The organism is Streptococcus infantis (genome assembly GCF_001579645.1).
Taxonomy (GTDB): Bacteria; Bacillota; Bacilli; order Lactobacillales; family Streptococcaceae; genus Streptococcus; species Streptococcus infantis_E.
Genome location: NZ_KQ970822.1, coordinates 83382 through 106549, shown reverse-complemented (window position 1 = coordinate 106549; position 23168 = coordinate 83382). Strand labels below are relative to the sequence as shown.

General features: G+C 39.7%; 29 protein-coding genes. 24 read left to right on the top strand and 5 right to left on the bottom strand.

From position 1 onward, the window contains the following. Positions 1-26: 26 nt before the first annotated feature. Positions 27-743 carry a GntR family transcriptional regulator gene (locus SINDD18_RS07830; RefSeq protein ID WP_061863728.1) on the bottom strand — a complete coding sequence of 239 codons (717 nt, stop codon included), beginning with the start codon at positions 741-743 and terminating at the stop codon, positions 27-29. 319 nt (positions 744-1062) lie between these two features. On the opposite strand from SINDD18_RS07830, the gene SINDD18_RS07825 reads away from it, so the two are divergent. The 8 genes from SINDD18_RS07825 to SINDD18_RS07790 all read left to right on the top strand — a co-directional run bounded on the left by SINDD18_RS07825 (position 1063) and on the right by SINDD18_RS07790 (position 8955). Continuing rightward, entirely contained in the window at positions 1063-2850 is a 1788-nt protein-coding gene (locus SINDD18_RS07825; RefSeq protein ID WP_061863727.1) for a glycoside hydrolase family 35 protein, read from the top strand. Then, complete coding sequence (locus tag SINDD18_RS07820; protein WP_000156977.1) at positions 2847-3323, top strand: PTS system mannose/fructose/N-acetylgalactosamine-transporter subunit IIB; 477 nt, start codon at positions 2847-2849, stop codon at positions 3321-3323. Before SINDD18_RS07825 ends, SINDD18_RS07820 begins: the two co-directional genes overlap by 4 nt. 26 nt (positions 3324-3349) lie before the next feature. After that, complete coding sequence (locus SINDD18_RS07815; protein ID WP_061863726.1) at positions 3350-4255, top strand: PTS mannose/fructose/sorbose/N-acetylgalactosamine transporter subunit IIC; 906 nt, start codon at positions 3350-3352, stop codon at positions 4253-4255. Beyond that, complete coding sequence (locus SINDD18_RS07810; protein ID WP_061863725.1) at positions 4242-5063, top strand: PTS system mannose/fructose/sorbose family transporter subunit IID; 822 nt, start codon at positions 4242-4244, stop codon at positions 5061-5063. Before SINDD18_RS07815 ends, SINDD18_RS07810 begins: the two co-directional genes overlap by 14 nt. Before the next feature lie 3 nt (positions 5064-5066). Then, positions 5067-5480, top strand: coding sequence for a PTS sugar transporter subunit IIA (locus tag SINDD18_RS07805; protein WP_081108288.1), 414 nt, complete (start codon positions 5067-5069; stop codon positions 5478-5480). Positions 5481-5598: 118 nt separating this feature from the next. Then, positions 5599-6762: an SIS domain-containing protein gene (locus tag SINDD18_RS07800; protein WP_061863724.1), complete on the top strand. Its 1164-nt coding sequence runs from the start codon at positions 5599-5601 to the stop codon at positions 6760-6762. A gap of 13 nt (positions 6763-6775) precedes the next feature. Continuing rightward, positions 6776-7771: a tagatose-bisphosphate aldolase gene (gene lacD, locus SINDD18_RS07795; RefSeq protein ID WP_049531144.1), complete on the top strand. Its 996-nt coding sequence runs from the start codon at positions 6776-6778 to the stop codon at positions 7769-7771. A gap of 146 nt (positions 7772-7917) precedes the next feature. Beyond that, positions 7918-8955 (top strand): aldose epimerase family protein, encoded by a 1038-nt coding sequence (locus tag SINDD18_RS07790; RefSeq protein ID WP_061863723.1) that lies wholly within the window; start codon positions 7918-7920, stop codon positions 8953-8955. 41 nt (positions 8956-8996) lie between these two features. Here SINDD18_RS07790 and rnjA read toward each other — a convergent pair whose 3' ends face one another. After that, the gene (gene rnjA / locus SINDD18_RS07785; RefSeq protein WP_061863722.1) at positions 8997-10676 is read right to left on the bottom strand and encodes a ribonuclease J1; all 1680 of its coding nucleotides are present in this window, start codon (positions 10674-10676) and stop codon (positions 8997-8999) included. 1 nt (position 10677) lies between these two features. Next, positions 10678-10911, bottom strand: a complete 234-nt coding sequence (locus SINDD18_RS07780; protein WP_000639568.1) for a DNA-dependent RNA polymerase subunit epsilon — start codon at positions 10909-10911, stop codon at positions 10678-10680. Between the two features lie 270 nt (positions 10912-11181). Here SINDD18_RS07780 and SINDD18_RS07775 point away from each other — a divergent pair, with 270 nt between their 5' ends. After that, positions 11182-11397 (top strand): hypothetical protein, encoded by a 216-nt coding sequence (locus SINDD18_RS07775; protein ID WP_061863721.1) that lies wholly within the window; start codon positions 11182-11184, stop codon positions 11395-11397. A 366-nt stretch (positions 11398-11763) separates the two neighbouring features. On the opposite strand, the gene SINDD18_RS07770 is transcribed toward SINDD18_RS07775, so the two are convergent. Together SINDD18_RS07770 and cibA are read right to left on the bottom strand one after the other, a co-directional pair. Beyond that, positions 11764-11907, bottom strand: coding sequence for a bacteriocin (locus tag SINDD18_RS07770; protein ID WP_000588573.1), 144 nt, complete (start codon positions 11905-11907; stop codon positions 11764-11766). Between the two features lies 1 nt (position 11908). Continuing rightward, positions 11909-12091 carry a fratricide two-peptide bacteriocin subunit CibA gene (gene cibA, locus SINDD18_RS07765; RefSeq protein WP_049502797.1) on the bottom strand — a complete coding sequence of 61 codons (183 nt, stop codon included), beginning with the start codon at positions 12089-12091 and terminating at the stop codon, positions 11909-11911. Positions 12092-12263: 172 nt separating this feature from the next. Between cibA and tsaB the strand changes: the two genes are divergently transcribed. The 15 genes from tsaB (at position 12264) to SINDD18_RS07690 (ending at position 23085) form a co-directional block, all read left to right on the top strand. Next, positions 12264-12947, top strand: coding sequence for a tRNA (adenosine(37)-N6)-threonylcarbamoyltransferase complex dimerization subunit type 1 TsaB (tsaB, locus tag SINDD18_RS07760; protein ID WP_061863720.1), 684 nt, complete (start codon positions 12264-12266; stop codon positions 12945-12947). Further along, positions 12944-13381 (top strand): ribosomal protein S18-alanine N-acetyltransferase, encoded by a 438-nt coding sequence (gene rimI, locus SINDD18_RS07755; RefSeq protein ID WP_061863719.1) that lies wholly within the window; start codon positions 12944-12946, stop codon positions 13379-13381. The genes tsaB and rimI overlap by 4 nt, the downstream gene beginning before the upstream one ends. Then, a complete protein-coding gene (gene tsaD / locus SINDD18_RS07750; RefSeq protein WP_061863718.1) occupies positions 13371-14381 on the top strand; it encodes a tRNA (adenosine(37)-N6)-threonylcarbamoyltransferase complex transferase subunit TsaD in 1011 nt (336 codons plus the stop codon). Before rimI ends, tsaD begins: the two co-directional genes overlap by 11 nt. A gap of 110 nt (positions 14382-14491) precedes the next feature. Next, the gene (locus SINDD18_RS07745) at positions 14492-15370 is read left to right on the top strand and encodes an XRE/MutR family transcriptional regulator (protein ID WP_061863717.1); all 879 of its coding nucleotides are present in this window, start codon (positions 14492-14494) and stop codon (positions 15368-15370) included. 272 nt (positions 15371-15642) lie between these two features. Beyond that, complete coding sequence (locus SINDD18_RS07740) at positions 15643-15849, top strand: peptide pheromone VP1 (protein ID WP_061863716.1); 207 nt, start codon at positions 15643-15645, stop codon at positions 15847-15849. A 66-nt stretch (positions 15850-15915) separates the two neighbouring features. Then, positions 15916-16584, top strand: a complete 669-nt coding sequence (locus SINDD18_RS07735) for a CPBP family intramembrane glutamic endopeptidase (protein WP_061863715.1) — start codon at positions 15916-15918, stop codon at positions 16582-16584. Positions 16585-16765: 181 nt separating this feature from the next. After that, positions 16766-16951: a peptide pheromone VP1 gene (locus tag SINDD18_RS07730; RefSeq protein WP_061863714.1), complete on the top strand. Its 186-nt coding sequence runs from the start codon at positions 16766-16768 to the stop codon at positions 16949-16951. Positions 16952-17017: 66 nt separating this feature from the next. Continuing rightward, positions 17018-17686 (top strand): CPBP family intramembrane glutamic endopeptidase, encoded by a 669-nt coding sequence (locus SINDD18_RS07725; RefSeq protein WP_061863713.1) that lies wholly within the window; start codon positions 17018-17020, stop codon positions 17684-17686. A gap of 123 nt (positions 17687-17809) precedes the next feature. Continuing rightward, positions 17810-18487, top strand: a complete 678-nt coding sequence (locus SINDD18_RS07720; RefSeq protein WP_061863712.1) for a CPBP family intramembrane glutamic endopeptidase — start codon at positions 17810-17812, stop codon at positions 18485-18487. Positions 18488-18498: 11 nt separating this feature from the next. Further along, positions 18499-19167 carry a CPBP family intramembrane glutamic endopeptidase gene (locus tag SINDD18_RS07715; RefSeq protein ID WP_061863711.1) on the top strand — a complete coding sequence of 223 codons (669 nt, stop codon included), beginning with the start codon at positions 18499-18501 and terminating at the stop codon, positions 19165-19167. Between the two features lie 120 nt (positions 19168-19287). Beyond that, positions 19288-19962 (top strand): CPBP family intramembrane glutamic endopeptidase, encoded by a 675-nt coding sequence (locus SINDD18_RS07710; RefSeq protein ID WP_061863710.1) that lies wholly within the window; start codon positions 19288-19290, stop codon positions 19960-19962. Positions 19963-20123: 161 nt separating this feature from the next. Next, on the top strand, positions 20124-20819 hold the full coding sequence (locus tag SINDD18_RS07705; RefSeq protein ID WP_061863709.1) for an AzlC family ABC transporter permease: 696 nt from the start codon (positions 20124-20126) through the stop codon (positions 20817-20819). Further along, complete coding sequence (locus SINDD18_RS07700) at positions 20809-21132, top strand: AzlD domain-containing protein (protein ID WP_061863708.1); 324 nt, start codon at positions 20809-20811, stop codon at positions 21130-21132. The genes SINDD18_RS07705 and SINDD18_RS07700 overlap by 11 nt, the downstream gene beginning before the upstream one ends. A 102-nt stretch (positions 21133-21234) precedes the next feature. Beyond that, positions 21235-22077: an amino acid ABC transporter substrate-binding protein gene (locus SINDD18_RS07695; protein ID WP_045762539.1), complete on the top strand. Its 843-nt coding sequence runs from the start codon at positions 21235-21237 to the stop codon at positions 22075-22077. A 153-nt stretch (positions 22078-22230) separates the two neighbouring features. Continuing rightward, complete coding sequence (locus SINDD18_RS07690) at positions 22231-23085, top strand: MetQ/NlpA family ABC transporter substrate-binding protein (protein ID WP_061863707.1); 855 nt, start codon at positions 22231-22233, stop codon at positions 23083-23085. The last annotated feature ends 83 nt before the right edge of the window (positions 23086-23168 follow it).

The following is a 23168-nucleotide window of genomic DNA, read 5'->3' as shown; positions in this document are numbered from 1 at the left end:
CCACAAGTATCTCAGACTTTTAATAATTAGTGGTCACGATCACAAGAGATAAATTTGATTTTGTAGAAATCAGAACGTTTGTAAGTTTCGATGTATTCCAAAACTTGACCAGTTGCTTCAAGCTGAGTTGTCTTAGTTTGGAAAACAGTTGGAAATTGAGTGTCGATTCCTAAAATAGAAGCGGCATGTTTTGGAGTCGGAAATACAATTTCGTTAATTTCTTCAAAATGCTCGTCATTCATGTGAATGTGGTAGTCCAATTTGAAACGAGTATAGATAGAACTATAGTATTCAAGATTTGGATAGTTAGCATTGATGTATTGTTCAGGAATGTATGAACTGTGATAGATATAGGTAACGCCGTTTGTTTCACGAACACGTTCAATCTTATAATAGAATTGATCGCCGCGTAGGCCGAGTTTTTCTAAGTATTTAAGATCGTTCCCGCGTTCGATAGAAAGAACAGTTACCTTATCGTCTTTGGTCTCGAAGCTTTCTACATCAGAAAATTCAACGAGTTTATGCTTGCGAGCACGAGCTACGAATGTTCCTTTACCTTGTTGACGAACAATGTATCCGTCTTTAGCAAGGTCATTCAAGGCACGAACCACTGTGATTGAACTAACATCATACATGGAAATCAATTCTGCTTCAGTGTAGAATTTATCTCCACTAGCAAATTGACCAGAAATGATCTTATTTTTCAATTCATCTTTAATGTATTGATACTTTGGAATTGCCATATTTTCACCTCATTTTTTCCTTCTCCATAATAATTTTAACATAAAAGTAGAAAGATTAGTAGAAATTATTATTAAAAATAAAATAATAGGCTAAGATATTAAGTTATATCAAAGTAATTTGTAGTTTGACAAAGTAAATTTGTATGCTCAAGAAATCCCCAATTTTAAAGGTTTTGAGAAGATTTTTGGAAAATATTCAGTAAAAAAATAGAAAAAAATTGAAGAAAATTTCAAAAAGTATTGACAATATCTCCCTATTAGGTTATAGTTGATATAACAATAAATGAAAGCGCAAACTTTTGCTCTTACAGGAGGAAGAATGACAAGATTTGAAATTGAAGATCATTTCTATCTAGATGGGAAACCATTTAAGATTTTGTCAGGTGCGATTCATTATTTTAGAGTTCCTGCGGAAGATTGGTATCACTCATTGTACAATCTTAAGGCATTAGGTTTCAATACAGTTGAAACTTACGTACCTTGGAACATGCATGAACCTGCTGAAGGAGAATTTAACTTTGAAGGGGATCTTGACTTAGAAAGATTTCTTCAAACTGCACAGGACTTAGGCTTATATGCTATTGTACGCCCTTCTCCATTTATCTGTGCAGAATGGGAATTTGGTGGTTTACCTGCATGGCTCCTAACAAAGGAGATGAGAATCCGTTCTTCTGATCCAGCTTACCTTGAGATGGTTGGTCGATACTATGATCACTTGCTTCCGCGTCTTGTTCCAAGATTGTTGGAAAATGGTGGAAACATCCTCATGATGCAAGTTGAAAATGAGTATGGATCCTATGGTGAAGACAAAACCTACTTGCGTGAGATTCGACGTTTAATGGAAGAACGCGCAGTCAGCTGTCCGCTCTTTACATCTGACGGCCCATGGAGAGCAACCTTGAAGGCTGGAACCTTAATTGAGGATGACCTCTTGGTGACAGGGAACTTTGGCTCGAAAGCCGATTTCAATTTCTCGCAGATGCAAGAATTCTTTGATGAACATGGCAAAAAATGGCCACTCATGTGTATGGAATTCTGGGATGGATGGTTCAATCGTTGGAAAGAGCCAGTTATCAAACGCGATGCAGAAGAATTGGCAGAAGCCGTTCATGAGGTTTTGGAGCAAGGCTCTATCAACCTTTACATGTTCCATGGTGGAACAAACTTCGGTTTTATGAATGGTTGCTCAGCTCGAGGAACCATTGATTTACCACAAGTAACATCTTATGATTATGACGCTCTGCTAGATGAGGCGGGAAATCCTACTGCCAAATATCATGCAGTGAAGAAAATGATGGCAACCTACTATCCAGAGTATCCACAGTTGGAGCCACTCTACAAGGAAAGCATGGAAATGGAATCCATTCCACTAGTCGAAAAGGTTTCCCTATTTGCAACCTTGGATAGTCTTGCAAGTCCAACTGAAAGCCTCTATCCTAAGAAAATGGAGGAATTAGGACAAAGTTATGGTTACCTACTCTATCGTACAGAAGCTAGTTGGGATGCAGAAGAAGAAAAACTTCGCATTATTGACGGCCGTGATAGAGCTCAACTCTTTATTGATGGCAAATGGACTGCGACCCAATATCAGACTGAGATTGGTGAGGACATCTTCTATCAAGGAGAAAAGAAAGCGCTCTCTCGATTTGATGTCTTGGTAGAAAATATGGGGCGTGTCAATTACGGGCATAAGTTCCTAGCAGATACACAACGAAAAGGGATTCGTACAGGTGTCTGCAAAGACCTACACTTCATGCTGAACTGGGAACACTATCCGCTTCCACTAGATAATCCTGAAAAGATTGATTTCTCAAAAGGATGGACAGAAGGACAACCTGCCTTTTACGCCTATGACTTTGAAGTTGAGGCTCCGAAGGACACCTACTTAGAACTATCTGAGTTTGGTAAAGGGATTGCCTATGTCAATGGCCATCATCTCGGACGTTTCTGGAATGTTGGTCCAACCTTATCGCTTTATATTCCGCACAGCTATCTCAAGGAAGGTGCTAACCGCATCATTATCTTTGAAACTGAAGGGGAATATAAAGATCACATACACTTAACTCGTAAACCTACACTAAAACATATAAAGGGGGAAAATTTATGACAATTGTAGGATGCCGTATTGATGGACGTTTGATCCACGGACAAGTAGCAAACCTTTGGTCTGCTAAACTGAATGTTTCACGTATCATGGTCGTTGACAATGAAGTTGTTAACAACGATGTTGAAAAGAGCGGATTGAAACTTGCAACACCACCAGGTGTAAAACTTAGTATTTTGCCAGTTGAAAAAGCTGCAGCCAATATCCTTGCTGGAAAATATGATAGCCAACGTTTGTTTATCGTTGCTCGTAAACCAGACCGCTTCCTTGGATTAGTGGAAGCAGGGGTACCGCTTGAAGCAGTCAATGTTGGTAATATGTCTCAAACACCAGAAACACGTTCTATTACACGTTCAATCAACGTTGTAGATAAAGACGTAGAAGATTTCCACAAATTGGCGGAAAAAGGTGTTAAACTTACTGCTCAAATGGTTCCAAATGATCCAGTTTCAGACTTTTTGAGCTTATTAAAATAGGAAAAAATTTTTAGGAGGTCATTGTTATGATACAATGGTGGCAAATTTTACTTCTCACTCTGTACTCAGCTTATCAAATCTGTGATGAGTTGACGATCGTTTCTTCTGCAGGTTCCCCTGTATTCGCTGGTTTCATTACTGGTTTGATCATGGGAGATTTGACAACTGGTTTGTTTATCGGTGGTAGCTTGCAGTTGTTTGTCCTTGGGGTAGGTACCTTCGGTGGTGCTTCTCGTATCGACGCAACTTCTGGTGCGGTTCTTGCGACAGCTTTCTCAGTTTCACAAGGTATCGAAACAGATCTTGCGATCACTACAATCGCTGTACCAGTAGCGGCACTTTTGACTTACTTCGACGTACTTGGTCGTATGACTACTACATTCTTCGCACACCGTATTGATGCTGCGATCGAACGCTTTGACTACAAAGGAATCGAACGTAACTACCTTCTTGGTGCGCTTCCTTGGGCTCTTTCTCGTGCCCTTCCAGTATTCTTCGCCCTTGCTTTCGGTGGAGAATTCGTACAAGGTGTTGTAAACCTTGTTATAAAATACCAATGGGTTGCAGACGGTTTGACTCTTGCAGGTCGTATGCTTCCAGGTCTTGGATTCGCTATCTTGCTTCGTTACCTTCCAGTTAAACGTAACCTTCACTACCTTGCTATGGGATTCGGTTTGACAGCTATGTTGACTGTACTTTACTCATACGTAACAGGTCTTGGTGGAGCAGTTGCTGGTATCATTGGCACTCTTCCTGCTGACGTTGCTGAAAAAATTGGCTTTGCTAACAACTTCAAAGGATTGTCTATGATCGGTATCTCTATCGTAGGTATCTTCCTTGCAGTTGTTCACTTCAAGAACAGCCAAAAAGTTGCTGTAGCAGCACCTTCTACACCATCAGAAAGTGGGGAAATTGAAGATGACGAATTCTAATTACAAATTAACAAAAGAAGATTTTAATCAAATTAACAAACGTAGCTTGTTCACTTTCCAATTGGGATGGAACTACGAACGTATGCAAGCATCAGGTTACCTTTACATGATCTTGCCACAATTGCGTAAAATGTATGGAGATGGAACTCCTGAGTTGAAAGAAATGATGAAAGTTCATACTCAATTCTTCAACACTTCACCATTCTTCCACACAATCATCGCTGGTTTTGACCTTGCCATGGAAGAAAAAGATGGGATTGTTTCAAAAGATGCGGTTAACGGTATCAAGACAGGTTTGATGGGACCATTCGCTCCTCTTGGAGATACTATCTTTGGTTCACTTGTACCTGCTATCATGGGATCTATCGCTGCAACAATGGCTATCGCTGGTCAACCTTGGGGTATCTTCCTTTGGATCGCAGTTGCAGTAGCGTATGACATCTTCCGTTGGAAACAGTTGGAATTTGCCTACAAAGAAGGGGTTAACCTTATCAACAACATGCAAAGCACTTTGACAGCTTTGATTGAAGCTGCATCTGTACTTGGTGTGTTCATGATGGGTGCTCTTGTAGCAACAATGATCAACTTTGAAATTTCATACAAATTGCCAATCGGTGAAAAGATGATTGACTTCCAAGACATCTTGAACTCAATCTTCCCACGCTTGCTTCCAGCAATCTTCACTGCCTTTATCTTCTGGTTGCTTGGTAAGAAAGGTATGAACTCTACAAAAGCTATCGGTATCATTATCGTGCTTGCCTTGGCTCTTTCTGCCTTTGGTAAATTTGCACTTGGAATGGGCGCATAATTTATGACTAAATCATTAATTTTAGTGAGTCATGGACGTTTTTGTGAAGAACTTAAAGGTAGCACAGAAATGATTATGGGTCCACAGGAAAATATTCATGCAGTTGCTCTTCTTCCAGAAGATGGACCAGAAGATTTCACTGCGAAATTTGAAGCCGCTGTCGAAGGTTTGGATGATTTCCTAGTCTTTGCTGACCTCCTTGGTGGAACACCATGTAATGTGGTGAGCCGTCTGATTATGGAAGGTCGTGACATTGAACTTTATGCAGGAATGAATCTTCCAATGGTTATCGAATTTATCAATGCGAGTCTAACTGGCGCTGATGCAGATTATAAGAGTCGTGCTTCAGAAAGCATTGTCAAAGTTAATGATTTATTGGCTGGCTTCGACGATGACGATGACGATGAAGATGAATAAGGTGTAATAACAGAAATACTGTTAGAACATATTTCATAGAATATAAATGGGAATGGGGCTTACTCCCATTCCCATATTTTAAATAAAAAACAATATAATAATAGATTAGAGGGACTCAATGCTAGATTATACAAAAGAAGAATTGCTTGAGTTGGGGGCAGAAATCACAACTCGCGAAATTTACCAACAACCAGACGTTTGGAAAGAAGCTTTTGAAGCTTATCAAGCACGACGTGATGAAATTGCAGCCTTCTTGCAAGGAATTGCTGACAAACATGACTACATCAAGGTTATCCTGACTGGTGCTGGAACTTCTGCTTATGTAGGTGATACGCTCGTTCCTTACTTCAAGGAAGTTTATGATGAACGTAAATGGAATTTTAATGCTATTGCGACAACTGATATCGTAGCAAACCCACAAACTTATTTGAAAAAAGATGTGGCGACTGTTTTGGTATCATTCGCGCGTAGCGGGAACTCACCTGAAAGTGTGGCAACAGTTGACTTGGCTAAGGCCTTGGTTGATGAACTTTATCAAGTAACTATCACATGTGCGGCTGAAGGAAAATTGGCTCTCCAAGCTCATGGTGATGACCGCAACCTTTTGCTCTTGCAACCAGCTGCTTCTAACGATGCTGGATTTGCGATGACTTCAAGCTTCACTTCAATGATGTTGACTGCACTGTTGGTTTTTGATCCGACAGACTTTGCTGTTAAAGCTGAACGTTTCGACGTGCTATCTAGTTTAGCTCGCAAAGTTCTTGACAATGTGGCAGATGTCAAAGAGTTGGTTGACCTAGACTTTAACCGAGTGATTTATCTAGGTGCAGGTCCATTCTTTGGTCTGTCTCATGAAGCACAGCTTAAAATTTTGGAATTGACTGCAGGTCAAGTAGCGACTATGTATGAAAGTCCAGTTGGCTTCCGTCACGGTCCAAAATCTCTTATCAATGAAGATACTGTAGTTTTGGTCTTCGGTACTACAACAGACTATACTCGTAAGTACGACCTAGACTTGGTTCGTGAAGTTGCAGGTGACCAAATTGCTCGACGTGTTGTTCTCTTGAGTGATCAAGCCTTTGGACTTGAAAATGTCAAAGAAGTAGCACTTGGATGCGGTGGTGTTTTGAATGATGTTTATCGTGTCTTCCCTTACATCATTTACGCCCAATTATTTGCCCTCTTAACTTCGCTTAAAGTTGGTAATAGACCAGATACGCCATCACCTACTGGTACTGTAAACCGTGTAGTTCAAGGTGTTATCATCCATGAGTTTAAATAAAGAGGATAAAGTTATGAGTAAATTAACATTAAGCCCAAATAAACTTGCTTGCATGCAAAAACTCTCTGATGAGAATGGTATCATCTCAGCTCTTGCTTTTGACCAACGTGGTGCTTTGAAACGCCTCATGGCTCAATACCAAACAGAAGAGCCAACAGTAGCTCAAATGGAAGAACTTAAAGTCTTGGTAGCGGATGAATTGACAAAATACGCTTCATCTATGCTTCTTGACCCTGAGTATGGACTTCCAGCGACTAAAGCTCTTGATGAAAAAGCAGGTCTTCTCCTTGCTTATGAAAAAACAGGTTACGACACAACAAGTACAAAACGTTTGCCAGACTGCTTGGATGTTTGGTCTGCAAAACGTATCAAAGAACAAGGTGCAGATGCTGTTAAGTTCTTGCTTTACTATGACGTAGATAGCTCTGACGAACTTAACCAACAAAAACAAGCCTACATTGAACGTATTGGTTCTGAGTGTGTAGCTGAAGATATTCCATTCTTCCTTGAAATTCTTGCCTATGATGAAAAAATTGCTGACGCAGGTTCTGCTGAATACGCTAAAGTAAAACCACACAAGGTTATCGGCGCTATGAAAGTCTTCTCAGATCCACGTTTCAACATCGATGTCTTGAAAGTTGAAGTTCCAGTTAACGTTAAATATGTTGAAGGTTTTGGTGATGGCGAAATCGTTCATACACGTGAAGAAGCAGCTGCTTTCTTCAAAGCACAAGATGAAGCGACTAACCTTCCATACATCTACTTGAGTGCAGGTGTATCCGCTAAACTCTTCCAAGAGACACTTGTCTTTGCCCACGAATCAGGTGCAAACTTCAATGGTGTTCTTTGTGGACGTGCAACATGGGCTGGATCTGTTGAAGCTTACATCAAAGATGGAGAAGCAGCAGCTCGCGAATGGCTTCGTACAACTGGATTTGAAAACATTGATGAACTCAATAAAGTACTTCAAACAACAGCTACTTCATGGACTGAACGTGTAGAAGCATAGATCAGAAATAGAAGAAACGACTTTTGTTAATAAAATATCTATGGTTTCTTGACAAAGGTGTTTGTAAATCATACAATAAAACCATAGAGAGCGAATGCGCTTTCTATGGTTTGTTTGCTTAATTGAATTAGAAAAAGGAGAGAAGGATGAAAGCATACACAGAACGTGTATTTGGGAAAGTTGATGGCAAGGATGTCCTCGCTTACCGTTTTGAAACGGAGGCAGGATACCAACTGGAAATCATGACTTATGGAGCAACAATTTTACGCTATGTAACTCCAGATAAGGCTGGCAATTTTGCCAATGTTATCCTAGGTTTTGACGATTTTGAAAGCTATGTGGGCAATAGCCCTAAACATGGAGCAAGTGTAGGTCCAGTTGCAGGTCGTATTGCAGGAGCAACATTTGAACTCAATGGGAAGACCTATGATCTTGAAGTCAACAATGCTAGCAACTGTAACCACAGTGGCTCAACTGGTTGGGATTCTAGCTTGTTTGAGCTAGTCGAAGTGAATGATAATGGTTTGACTCTTTACACAGAAAGAGCAGACGGGACAGGAGGTTTCCCTGGAAATCTTAAGATCTGGATTAGCTACAATTTGGAAGAAAGTGGTGCCTACGAAGTTAGCTATAAGGTGACAACAGACCAGGATACCTTGGTTAATCCAACCAACCATAGCTACTTTAACTTGTCTGGTGATTTCACTCAGACGATTGACCGTCATGTCTTCCAATTGAATACAGAGGGGATTTATCCAATTGCTTCTGACGGTGTCCCAGCTAAAACTCCAGATGCTAACCGTGATGTGGTCAAACATATCTATAATGGTGCCTTGTTGAAGGATATCTTTGCAGAAGAAGATGAGCAAATCCAACTCGTATCTGGTTTGGACCATCCATTTGCTCTTCCTGCAGGACATGACAATGCTGGATTCCTCTATGACCAAGGTTCAGGTCGCTTCTTGCTCTTCAAGACAGAGGCTCCTTGCTTTGTGGTTTACACAGCAAACTTTGTGGACGAGAGTGTCATCATCGCTGGTCAGCCAATGATTCAGCACAATGGAATTGCTCTAGAAGCGCAAGCTTTACCAGATGCTATTCATAGCGATCTTAAAGATCAAGTCATTCTCAAAGCAGGTGAAACTTTCACCAGCAAAACTCGTTACGAGCTTGTCGTGAAATAACAAAAATTCTCTGAAGTCATTCGATTTCAGAGAATTTTTTCTTATTCTTCATCTGGTGTGAGAATCATCGGAATGATGATTGGTTCACGTTCAGTATTTTCGTAAAGGAATGGTCGAATGGCGTTTACGATAGCGCCATTGACAGACTGGACGCTGGCATCTTTGTTTTTCAAAGCAATACGAATAGCATTGAAAAGGATGCGTTGGCTTTGACGGATCAAGTCACCAGATTCGCGCATGTAGACAAATCCACGGCTGAGAATATCTGGTCCAGATAGGATCATCTGAGACTTGAAGTCAACGGTTGCGACAGCAAGTACAACACCATCTTCAGATAGATCGCGACGATCTTTAAGCACAGCTGCACCGATTTCGCCGATACGATTTCCATCGACGTAGATATCCTGAGCATTGAAATGGCCTGCGATACGGGCAGAGTTTGCAGTGAGGGCAAGCACATCACCATTACTCATGATAAAGATATTGTCCTTCTCTACGCCAGTATCCACCGCTAGCCCAGCGTGAACTTTCTGCATGCGGTATTCACCGTGAACAGGCATGAAGTATTTTGGCTTGATGAGGCGGAGCATGAGTTTTTGCTCTTGCTGGCCACCGTGTCCAGATGTATGGATGTTGTTAATCTTACCATGGATAACTTCAACACCAGCTTCTGAAATGATGTTAATTAATTTGTTGACGCTAGTGGTGTTTCCTGGAATTGGGCTAGATGAGAAGATAACGGTATCACCAGGTTGGAGTTGCACTTGACGGTGAGTTCCGTTAGCGATACGAGAGAGGGCTGCCATAGGTTCACCCTGGCTACCTGTACAGAGGATCAGAATCTCACCCGCAGGATAGTCTTTGATTTCATTTGGTTCGATGAAGGTTCCCTTAGGTGCCTTGATGTAGCCAAGCTCAATTCCATTGACAATGGCTTTCTCCATAGAGCGCCCAAAGACAGCGATTTTACGACCAGTCTTAACAGCAGCTTCCGTTGCTTGTTGGAGACGGAAGATATTTGAGGCAAAGGATGCAAAGATGATACGTCCTTCGATACCTTGGATAATCTTCATGATCGACTGGCCGACAACCTTTTCAGAGTTTGTAAAGGTTGGCACTTCAGCATTGGTCGAGTCAGAGAGCAAACAAAGTACTCCATCTTCACCTAGAGCTGCCATGCGGTGCAAGTCTGCAGGTTCACCAACTGGTGTAAAGTCAAACTTGAAGTCTCCCGTACAGACGATTTTCCCTTGAGGTGTGTGGATGACAATTCCCAATGGCTCTGGAATCGAGTGGGTTGTTCTAAAGAAAGTTGCTTTAAGGTTTTTAAAGATCAATTCCGTGTTGTGGTTGATTTCGTGAAGTGTAGCATTGCGCAAAAGTCCATGCTCTTCGAGTTTTCCACGGATTAAGGCAAGGGCCAGTGGACCAGCATAGATAGGGATATTTGCTTGCTTGAGCAAGAAAGGAATCCCTCCGATATGGTCCTCGTGTCCGTGTGTAATCAAGAGAGCCTTGACGCGGTCGATATTTTCTACAATATAAGAGTAATCAGGGATAACGTAGTCGATACCAAGCAGGTCATCCTCAGGGAATTTAATTCCTGCATCAACGATGATAATTTCGTCTTGATATTCGATTCCGTATGTATTTTTACCGATTTCTCCTAGACCACCAATAGCAAAAACGCCAACTTCTTCTGGTTTAAGAGTGTAGGCCATATTAGAACTCCGTAATTTCGAATGCGCCAGTTTCTTTTTCGTAGTCTAGCAATTTGTCAGACAAGAGTTCGATATACTCGATATTATATTCTGGACGATTTTCTTCGACAAGTTGGCGAGCAGCGATACGTCCTTCAAGTTCTGAACTAGCATCGATGTCTAAGTATAGTGAGCGTGTTGTTTCACGACGTGGGCTGCGGTCTTTTGTTTCTTGATAAAAAACTTTGTAAATCATATGTTTCCTTTCTGCTTTCAGGTCAGCTATATTCAAAAATGCTCAGTTTGAAGCTGGTTTGATTCCAGTTCATTTTTTGTCTTTATTGACCTTGATTCGTTACAATTATCTCAATTATAACATAAAAAGGGGAATTAGTAAAAGCAGGAAACATGAAAGTAAGGAGCTTGAAATGGGTTTCATTTTGCCCTGTATAAGCATTTGAAACCTTAAGATGCAAGTGCTATAATAAAGTTATAAGAGACGTTTCTATATCAAGGAGGTTGAAAGATGAATGACTTATTTACTTTTGCTATCGGTATTCGTTTGGTAGCTTTTATGATTTTTGTTGCCTGTGTTTATGGTGGCAATCTACTGTTTGTTCGGCTGGAACATAGAAAAACAGCTGTACACTGGAAAATTCTCTTTGTAACACTGTATTCCATTTTTCTTCTTCTTGTAACCTATGTGGTCTGGTTTGTATTTTACTTTGGTTTGAATACTTAACTTCAGTTGTTTATTTATATCTGCTGATTGAACGAATATCTGGTATAAAAAGATAGCGAATTTAGTTACAAAAAAATCCACCCCAACTATTAAGATAGGGTGGATTTTTCAACTTTTTCTCAAATTCGGAGTCCAATTTTCCCTCAAACAGAGGTTATATTTTCAGGCCCTATCCTTATTTTTACAGTTATGATTGTTTTGTTCAAAAAAAGAGTTGAAGCATAAAAATAAAACAATACAAACAGATAAATCAATTGGCAATGGTATAGTCGTAATGCTTAAATCGTTGAGAATACTGATCAAACTGTAAGAGATGAAGAAAATAAAATTCATCCTTCTAAAAATGTGTCTTTTATCTAGCATGACTTATCCAAACTTTTTACGGAGATCTTTTCCAATGGTGTAAGCTGCCATAAATAAAGCTATACCCACACCTACACCAAAACCACCCTTGATTTCTTGCAATTCTTTATTAGAAATTTCATGATATTTGTCTAAATCTTTAATCATACTAACCTCCTAAAAAATAACCAGCTGCCAAGCCAGAGCCTACAAGTGCTGTTCCGCCAGCAACAGCTTTCCAAGAAACTGCTACACCAAAGATAACCAAGGGAGCGAGACCACCATCAATATCTGATAATTCATTTTCAGATAGCGATACAAATTGATTGTCAATATTTTCGAAATTTGTCATTGAACTTTCCTCCTTTTTTCTTGTTCACTTTTATATTCGGAAACGAAAAGGAAAAGTTGCGATTTTTTTGAAGATTTCTTTTCACTGTGATTTTTGTTTCAAGACAAAGAAAATTCCCATGTGCCTTCTTTTGTAGTATAATAGTAAGCAGACAAAAAGATAGGAATGTGTTATGAAAGTATTAGCTTTTGATACGTCCAGCAAGGCTCTTTCTCTAGCTATTTTAGAGGACAAGCAGCTTCTTGCCAAGACGACAATCAATATCAAGAAAAATCACAGTATTACCCTTATGCCTGCCATCGATTTTTTGATGGCAAGTTTGGATTTGACACCCAAGGATTTGGATCGAATCGTCGTGGCAGAAGGGCCAGGTAGTTACACAGGTTTGCGAATCGCAGTAGCAACTGCCAAGACCTTGGCTCATACCCTAAACATTGAGTTAGTTGGTATGTCTAGCCTCTTGGCACTGGTGCCATATCAGCAAGAAGAATTCTTCGTTTCCTTGATGGATGCGCGTCGTAACAATGTTTATGCAGGATTTTATGAAAATGCCCAGCCAGTCTTTCCAGAAGCGCACCTATCTTTTGAAGAGGTGTTAGAAAAAGTCAATGATGCTGAGCAGGTAACCTTTGTCGGTGAAGTTGGAGCCTTTGTGGATCAAATCCAAGAACAACTGCCACAGGCTAACTACCAAGAAACCTTGCCAAATGCAGCTAATCTTGCTCTTTGGGCTTGGGACAAGGAAGCAGACTCCTTGCACGACTTTGTGCCGAATTACCTTAAACGTGTCGAAGCTGAGGAAAATTGGCTCAAGAATCACACCGAGTCTGGCGAGTCCTACATTAAACGCCTATGATAGAGATTAAACGAATCCAACAGCAACCTGACTTGGCTCAATCCATCTATGCTATCATGGTAGCTGTTTATCCAGTCAGTCCTTGGACGCTGGAACAAATCCAAGCAGACCTGTCCCAAGACCAAACCTGGTATGCTTTAGCCTACGATGGGGCAGAAGTGATTGGTTTTTTAGCTGTTCAGGAAAATATCTTTGAAGCAGAAGTCCTGCAAATCGCCGTTAAGCAAGCTTATCAAGGTCAGGAGATAGCTTCAGCTTTGTTTGCTCAATTGCCAGCAGACAAGGAGATTTTTCTCGAAGTCAGGAAGTCTAATCAACGAGCGCAAGCATTTTACAAGAAAGAAAAGATGGCAGTCATCGCTGAGAGAAAGGCCTACTACCATAATCCAGTCGAGGACGCCATTATCATGAAGAGAGAAATAGATGAAGGATAGATATATTTTAGCATTCGAGACATCCTGTGATGAGACCAGTGTCGCTGTCTTAAAAAACGATGATGAGCTCTTGTCCAATGTCGTTGCTAGTCAAATTGAGAGTCACAAACGCTTTGGGGGCGTAGTACCAGAAGTAGCCAGTCGTCACCATGTCGAGGTCATTACAGCCTGTATCGAGGAGGCATTGGCAGAAGCAGGTATTACCGAAGAGGATGTGACAGCTGTTGCTGTTACTTACGGACCGGGCTTGGTCGGAGCCTTGCTAGTTGGTTTGTCAGCTGCCAAGGCTTTTGCCTGGGCACATGGACTACCTCTAATTCCCGTTAACCACATGGCTGGCCACCTTATGGCAGCTCAAAGTGTCGAGCCCTTGGAGTTCCCCTTGTTAGCCCTTTTAGTCAGTGGTGGACACACAGAGTTGGTCTATGTGTCTGAGGCTGGTGATTACAAGATCGTTGGGGAAACACGTGATGATGCAGTTGGTGAGGCCTATGATAAGGTCGGCCGTGTCATGGGCTTGACCTATCCAGCAGGTCGTGAGATTGATGAGTTGGCTCATCAAGGTCAGGATGTGTATGATTTTCCACGTGCCATGATCAAGGAGGACAATCTGGAGTTTTCATTCTCTGGATTGAAGTCTGCCTTTATCAATCTTCACCACAATGCCGAGCAAAAGGGAGAAAACTTGTCCACAGAGGACTTGTGTGCTTCCTTCCAAGCAGCAGTTATGGATATTCTCATGGCAAAAACCAAGAAGGCCTTGGAGAAATATCCTGTTAAAACTTTAGTTGTGGCTGGTGGTGTGGCAGCTAATAGAGGATTAAGAGAACGCTTGGCAGCTGAAATCACTGATGTTAAGGTCATCATTCCACCTCTGCGCCTCTGTGGAGACAATGCGGGTATGATTGCCTATGCCAGCGTTAGTGAGTGGAACAAAGAAAACTTTGCAGACTTGGAGCTAAACGCCAAACCAAGTCTCGCTTTTGAAACTATGGAATAAAAAGTCAGCTTGAAGCTGGCTTTTTTGCTAAAATATTTTATAATATGTTAAAAAAGTAAAAGTTTTTACGAATAGAATAGTAAAGGGAGTATTTAAAAGGGAGTTTGTCCATGATTGAAAAACAGGAATTAGGAGAATTTTACAAGGAATTGCGCCTGGCGAGAAAGCTCAAGCAGTCAGATGTGGCTTGTGCTGGACTAACAGCCTCTCAGCTATCCAAATTTGAACTAGGGCAGTCTATGCTATCTGCGGATAAGTTGATCCTAGCGATCCAAGGGATCAATGTGACCTTTGATGAGTTTGGTCACAAGCTCAACAACTACCAAGAATCTCCACATATGCGATTTGGTAGAAGGATTGTGGATCGCTTTGCCCATCAGGATATAGCTGGTTTAGAGCAACTGTTGGAGGAAGTCGAACAAGAACAGATGGCGCAGACCTATCGTCGTTTGAACTCTATTGTGATTAAAGATGCTATCCATTCACTAGATAAAAGCTATCCGCTAGCAGAGGAGGATAGCGAGTTTTTGACCGCCTATCTCTATGCTATCGAGTCTTGGACCTGGTTTGAACTCTATATCTTTTGCAATACCATGCCTTTTTTGAGCAATCAAGACTTGATATTTTTATCAACCTCCTTACTCGAAAAATCAAAGGAATTTAAAGAATTGGCACACAATAGACTATATATGAAAAGTGGCTTTCTAAATATCATCTCAGAGCTTATGGAGCGTAAACTTTTCTCTTACATCCCAATCTTTGAGTCCGAGTTGGAGAGTATGCTCCGTCCGTATGATGTTTTTGAGAAAGTATCATGGCAATTTTTAAAGAAATTGAGTGTTTTCATTCAAACCAAGGGAAGCAATCAAAAAGAGATTGAACACTTTATCCAATCTCTGCAAATATTAGAAAACCCACAATTATCAGCACTTTTTGAATTACGTTTCCAGCAGTATAAAATACTTATCGATGGGCTAGAAATGGAATGATAATAACCCACTCTGAAATGAGTAGAAGCATTAGTTGAATTTTTCTTTTCTTCATATCGTTTCCCTCCTTGTTAATAGCATCTTTATTATATCAGTGAAAAAGTCAAATCCATAAAAATCGCAAATGTGAAATTTCCATAAGAAAAAATATCAAATATGCGATTTTTTAAAATAGACTGATTTCCGTGCTATACTATTCTTGTAAAGTATTTGAAGCAAATCCTAGGTCGCAGAAGTGGTTTACAAATAAAATAATTGAAGGAGTGTAAATGATGTTGAATTTACAATTTGCAGAAACAATGGAATTGACAGAGGCAGAATTGCAAGAGGTTAGCGGAGGAGATCTTGTGTACAATGCCAATATCCCAGGTGGTGGAAATTGGGGAGGTATAGGATCGTTTTGGAGAAATTCTAACTTTGCTGATCACTTTTTTTACTTTATAAAAGGTTCTGATCCTGACCGCCGTCGTTATTATTAATATATAATGCCCTTGCCTTTTCTAGGCTACGGGCTTTCTTTATTTCATAGTATAGGAGAAAAAAGAATGAAAAAGATCATCTCACACTACTACTTTTTTGTAGCCATTCTACTTGTCATTGTTTACCAGGAGTTCAGTAGTCTAATTTTATACAGTGACTTTGCTGCTAGTCTATCTGGGTTTGCATTTTATCTGTCGGATATGATGCTGCATTTTCTTGTGGTTTTATTTGCTCTTCTTGCTATGATTTGGTCAGGAAGATGGCAACAAATCAACAGTAGAAAATTTAAAGGGTCCTATCTTTTCTATTCTTTTTTAGCTTTTCTTGCTTTATTTATTTGGAATTTCATTAAATTTTTCCTATTCCCACCTACTCAAAATGGACTTGCTTACCAACTCGCTGCTCCGACTTTTACAGGCGCTACGGCATTTTTGATGTATTTTTTCTATCCTGTGATTGCAGGTCCCATTTTTGAAGAGATGATTTATCGTGGATTGGTGATGACGGCCTTGGAAAAAGGGAAAAAATGGGGACTAGATGTACTTGGTTCGGCTGCATTATTTTCAATCTTACATATCAGTAATTATGGTTGGGTCTTGACAGACTTTTTCGTATATATGGGCGGCGGTATTATATTTGCGGTCTTGTTTAGAGTGACAAAGTCTATTTATTGGCCTATTGGACTGCATATAGTCTATAACGGTATTGGGCATCTACTTCCTTTGTTGTTTTAGAGGATTTTGAAGCATTGTAAATAACAAAAGAGAATACTAGTTGTGAAATTAAAAATTCCTGAGTCAGTTCTAATATAGTAAGTTTGTAGCATTGAGAGCTTGGAGCTTTATTTGTTTGTTATTGAACAAGTTCTGGGTTGCAGAAGTGATTTACAAATAAAATAATTGAAGGAGTGTAAATATGTTGAGTTTACAATTTGCAGAAACAATGAAGTTAACAGAGGAAGAATTACAAGTAGTTAGTGGAGGAGATCTTGTGTATACTGGCAATACACCAGGGAGCAGCATAGGAAAATCTTGGCCAATTACTAATTTCTGGAGACCGATTTTTGTCTATGATTCTCCGACTGTTAATCGCCGTTATTGATATTCAAAGCTCTTGCCTTTGTCTGGGCCGGGGCTTTCTTCATTCCATAGTATAGGAGAAAAAAGAATGAAAAAGATAATCTCACACTACTACTTTTTTATAGCCATGCTACTTGTTATTGTTTACCAGTACTTCAGTGGTCTGGTTTTAAACAATGATTTTACTGCTGGTCTATCTAAATTCGGCTATTATTTTTCGGATATGATGTTGAACTTTCTTGTGGTTCTGCTTGTTTTTATTTTTATGGTAGGGGCAGGAAAATGGCAACAAATCAACAGTAGAGAATTTAAATGGTCCTATCTTTTCTATTCTTTTTTAGCTTTTCTTGCTTTATTTATTTGGAATTTTGTTACATTTTTCCTATTCCCACCTACCCAAAATGGACTTGCTTACCAACTCGCTGTTCCGACTTTTACAGGCGCTACAGCATTTTTGATGTATTTTTTCTATCCTGTGATTGCAGGTCCCATTTTTGAAGAGATGATTTATCGTGGATTGGTGATGACCGCTTTGGAAAAAGGGAAAAAATGGGGACTGGATGTGCTTGGTTCGGCTACTTTATTTGGAATTCTGCATATTAGTGATTATGGTTGGGTCTTGACAGACTTTTTCGTATATATGGGTGGCGGTATCATATTTGCGGTCTTGTTTAGAGTAACAAAGTCTATTTATTGGCCTATTGGACTACATATAGTCTATAACGGTATCGGGCATATACTTCCTTTGTTATTTTAGAGGATTTTGAGAATCATAAATCAAGTGAAGAGTCCTCGTCGTGGTGCTTTTGCTTAGGCTGGAGAAATAGTAGGTGGATTGTTTAGCTGTCGTAGAAGATAGGATACTATAGGAGTTGATTCAATGAAGAAAATGAAAGAAATGAAATTTCACCTAGCAACTGGCTTGTTGCTTTTGACCTATTACCTCATTTTTAATGTTATACCAGACTTAGATTTTACTGTAGCTTTGTCTGATGAGATCTACTATGTGTTCCAGGTTTTATTAGTACTTATCCTGGGAACTGTAGCTACAATTATTTTTTTCAAAAGTGAACATTGGAAAGAGTATGGTCGTTTCCAGTTTCGTTGGTCTTACCTAGGTGTTTTCTTTCTTTCTTTTTTCTTATTATTTGTGTGGGCAAATCTAGCAACTCGTATCTTTCCTCGTACGCAAAATGGAAGTACGGTAGTGGAAGTAGCCACCAGTTTGACAGGAATTAGCTATTTTATTACGCGTGTACTTTACGGTAGCCTTATCGCACCTGTAGCAGAAGAAATCGTGTGTCGTGGTTTTTTGATGACAAGCTTGTCTAAATTTAAAAACTACTATATTGATGTTCTTGTTTCTGCTGCCATATTTGGCGCTATGCATGTTTTACAGCATGGTTGGATAACGACAGATTTCATACTCTACTTTGTAATGGGCTTGATATTTTGCATGATGTTTCGCTGTACACGCTCTATTTATTGGACCATAGCTTTACATGCTTCATGGAATACCTTCTTGCTTATTGTTAGTTTATTGGTGTTTGGATTTTAGAAGGGTGATATATGAAAAAGATAATCTCACGTTACTACTTGTTTGTAGCTATTCTACTTATCATTGCGGACCAGTTCTTCATCCGTCTGGTTTTACACAGCGACTTGACTGCTGGTCTATCTGATTTTGGCTATTATTTTTCGGATATGATGTTGAATTTTCTTGTGGTTTTGCTTGCTCTTGTTGCCATGATTTGGTCAGGAAAATGGCAACAAATCAATAGCAGAAAATTTAAAGTGTCCTATCTTTTCTATTCCTTTTTAGCTCTTCTAGCTTTTTTTGTTTGGAATTTCGTTACATTTTTTATTTTCCCGTCCACCCAAAATGAAATTTCTTATCAACTGGATGTTCCTACTTTTACAGGTCCTACTGCATTTTTGATGTATTTTTTCTATCCAGTGATTGCAGGTCCCATTTTTGAAGAGATGATCTATCGTGGATTGGTGATGACCGCTTTGGAAAAAGGGAAAAAATGGGGACTGGATGTGCTCGGTTCGGCTACTTTATTTGGAATTCTGCATATCAGTAGTCATGGTTGGGTCTTGACAGACTTTTTCGTATATATGGGTGGTGGTCTAATAATGGCAGTCTTTTTTAGAGTGACAAAGTCTATTTATTGGTCTATTGGACTGCATATAGTTGATAATGCCATTGGTCAAATTCTGCCCTTGTTATTTTAGTGGATTTTGAGAATTGTAAATAAAGGGATGAGTCCTAATCGTGGTGTTTCTGATTGGATAAAAGGGATTTGGGTAAGTTTAGCTGGAAGATGGTGTAACTAAAACTTAAAAGGATCAACGATGAAAAAGAAAGATAAGAAATTCTACTTGTCAACTGTTTTGATAATAGTCACCTATTACTTGATTTTTAATTTTGTAGCAAGGTTAGAATTTGTTAACCAATTATCAGATTTTGGATTTTATGGCTTACAAATTTTATTGATAGCTCTTGAGGGGATTGCTGCTACAGTGGTTCTTGTAAAGAGTCAAGGTTGGAAAGAATGCGGTCGCTTCCAGTTCCGTTGGGCTTATCTGGGTGTCTTCTTTCTTTTCTTTATACTGATGTTTGTGTGGGTAAATATAACGACTCTGATTTTTCCTAGCACGCAAAATGGGAGCGAAATGATGAAAGAAGCTGCTAATTTGACAGGAATTAGTTACTTTATTATGCGCATTCTCTATGGCAGTCTCATTGCTCCTATCGTTGAAGAGTTAGTTTTTCGTGGGCTTCTGATGACGGCATTGTCCAAATTTAAAAAGTATTATGTTGATGTCGTCGTTTCCTCCACACTCTTTAGTCTTATCCATGTTTTACAATATGGATGGATGTTAACAGACTTCATCGTTTATGCAGGAGCAGGTCTCTTGTTTTGTATGCTATTTCGTTATACTCGTTCAGTTTATTGGCCAATGGCCCTTCATATCTTGTGGAATACATTTTTAATCGTTGTTAGTTTATTGGTATTTGGGTATTAAATCTAAAATAGTTTATAAGTTGTATCATGAGACTGGCCTCCCAGTCTTTTTCTGTTCTTGTCAATCAGCAGACTTTTTTCTATTTTACGAATATGTTATAATAATGTTTGCTGTGACTGTTTGAAAAGCAGTCGCTGAAGGAATGATTAGTGAGGAAGTCAATGAAAGAAAAAGGATTTTGGGAGGGTGTGCAGGCTGCGGTGCCGACGGCTCTGGGCTATGTTAGCATCGGCCTTGCCTGTGGCATTATCGGTTCGCCCTATGTGACACCAGTAGAAATGGGTCTGATGAGTCTCTTTGTTTATGCTGGGAGCGCTCAGTTTGCCATGATAGCTTTGATTGCAGTTCAAGCTCCAGTAGCTGCTATTGCGATGACGGTCTTTTTGATTAATCTGCGTCTCTTCTTGCTCAGTTTGCATGCATCGACCTATTTTCGTCATACCAGTCTTTGGCACAATATCGGCATGTCCAGCCTCTTGACCGATGAGACCTATGGCGTTTTGATGGGCGAGTTGGTGCATACGGATAAGGTCAATCCTATGTGGATGCACGGGAACAACCTTAACAGCTATGTAGCTTGGTTTTTCGGAACTGTTGTCGGAACTGCTCTAGGTGGACTTCTACCAAATCCAGAAATTTTTGGCTTAGATTTTGCCCTAGTGGGGATGTTTATTGGGATTTTTACTTCCCAGTTTCAGATTATGCAAAAACGGATTCCTTTGCGCAATCTCTTCATCATTCTGGGAGTTGTTGCTGTTTCCTTTTTTGTACTCTTGACAGTAGTGTCTCAGTCGCTAGCTGTTCTGTTTGCGACCTTGCTAGGTTGTACCATGGGGGTGGTCTTGGATGGTCAGTAAGTATATTTTATTAGCAATTGTCTTTTCTGGCTTGGTGACTTGGATTCCAAGAATGATTCCTTTTATTCTAGCCAAGTACAAGGGTTTGCCGCCTATCGTAGAGCGCTTTTTGAAATTTTTACCAGTTTCTATTATCTTTTCCTTGATTCTTTCAAGTGTGGTGACAGGAAAAGTTGGAAGTCTCCCGCAGATAAAGTGGTTAGACTTTTTAGCAGTCTTTCCAACGGCCTTTGTAGCCTTTCGTTACCGTAATCTGGTTGGGACTGTTCTCTTTGGAGTAGTCTTGATAGCAGTCCTACGTTTGGTCTTTTAATCAGCCATAAAGAAAACCTATCACAAATATAGAAATCATATAATAGCATAATTCCTTTTTTTCTGTTAAGATAAGATTGTATTCTATTTTGGAGGAAATATCATGAAAAAAATCGTTAAATATTCATCACTTGCTGCCCTAGGGCTTGTAGCCGCAGGTGTATTGGCAGCTTGCTCAGGTGGTGAAAAGAAAGATGCTGCATCTGGTGAAGCAACATCTGGTAAAAAAGAAATCGTTGTAGCAACTAACGCGTCACCAAAACCATTTAACTATGAAGAAAACGGTGAGTTGACTGGTTTTGAGATTGAGGTTGTTCGTGCGATCTTTAAAGACTCTGACAAATACGATGTCAAGTTTGAAAAGACAGAATGGTCAGGAATCTTTGCAGGCCTTGACGCAGATCGTTACCAAATGGCGGTTAACAACATCAGCTATACAAAAGAACGTGCAGAAAAATATCTTTATGCAGCACCAACTGCTAAGAACCCTAACGTTCTCGTAGTTAAGAAAGATGACAACAGCATCAAATCTCTTGATGATATCGGTGGAAAATCTACTGAAGTCGTTCAAGGAACAACGTCAGCTAAACAATTGGAAGAATACAACAAACAACACGCAGATAACCCAACTGTCCTTAACTATACAAAAGCTGACTTCCAACAAATCATGGGACGTTTGAGCGATGGACAATTTGACTACAAGATTTTTGATAAAATCGGTGTAGAAACAGTTATCAAAAACCAAGGTTTGGATAACTTGAAAGTTATCGAACTTCCAAGTGACCAACAACCTTACGTTTACCCACTTCTTGCAAAAGGTCAAGATGAATTGAAATCATTTGTTGACAAACGCATCCAAGAACTCTACAAAGACGGAACTCTTGAAAAATTATCTCAACAGTTCTTTGGTGGTTCTTACCTCCCAGCAGAAGCTGACATCAAATAAGTTTGTAAATCATCCATTCTCTCGTAGGTGGATGATTTTGTAACTTTTAGGCATATAGTTTCAAACTATATGTCTGCCTATCTAATAACAATTTGCGAAATCAAATAAAGTGTGAGATACTATTACAGTATTATTTTTAAAGGAGAACGAATCATGAAAATTAAAAAATGGTTAGGCGTAGCAGCTATCGCTACAGTAGCAGGCCTTGCACTTGCAGCTTGCGGAAATTCAGACAAGAAAGCAGACAATGCAACTACAGTTAAAATCGCGACTGTTAACCGTAGCGGTTCAGAAGAAGCACGCTGGGACAAAGTTCAAGAATTGGTTGAAAAAGACGGAATTAAATTGGAATTCACAGAGTTTACAGACTACTCACAACCAAATAAAGCAACTGCTGATGGTGAAGTAGATTTGAACGCTTTCCAACACTACAACTTCTTGAACAACTGGAACAAAGAAAACGGTAAAGACCTTGTAGCGATTGCAGATACTTATATCTCACCAATCCGCCTTTACTCAGGTAAAAACGGTGAAGAAAACAAGTACACTAAAGTGGAAGAAATCCCAAACAACGGTGAAATTGCTATTCCAAACGATGCTACTAATGAAAGCCGTGCCCTTTACCTTCTTCAATCAGCAGGTTTGATTAAATTGGATGTTTCAGGAACTGAACTTGCTACAATCGCAAACATCAAAGAAAATCCAAAGAACTTGAAAATCACTGAGTTGGACGCTAGCCAAACAGCTCGTTCATTGACTTCAGTTGATGCAGCAGTTGTAAACAACACTTTTGTTACAGAAGCAAAATTGGACTACAAGAAAGCACTCTTTAAAGAGCAAGCTGACGAAAACTCAAAACAATGGTACAACATCATCGTTGCGAAAAAAGATTGGGAATCATCACCTAAAGCTGATGCAATCAAGAAAATTATCGCAGCTTACCATACTGATGAAGTGAAAAAAGTCATCGAAGAAACTTCAGACGGCTTGGATCAACCAGTTTGGTAATAAACACAGGGAGGTGGGAGAGATTTTTTCCACCTCTTGCTTTTATATAGAGACTAAAGAAAAGGAACATCCACTTGTATTGA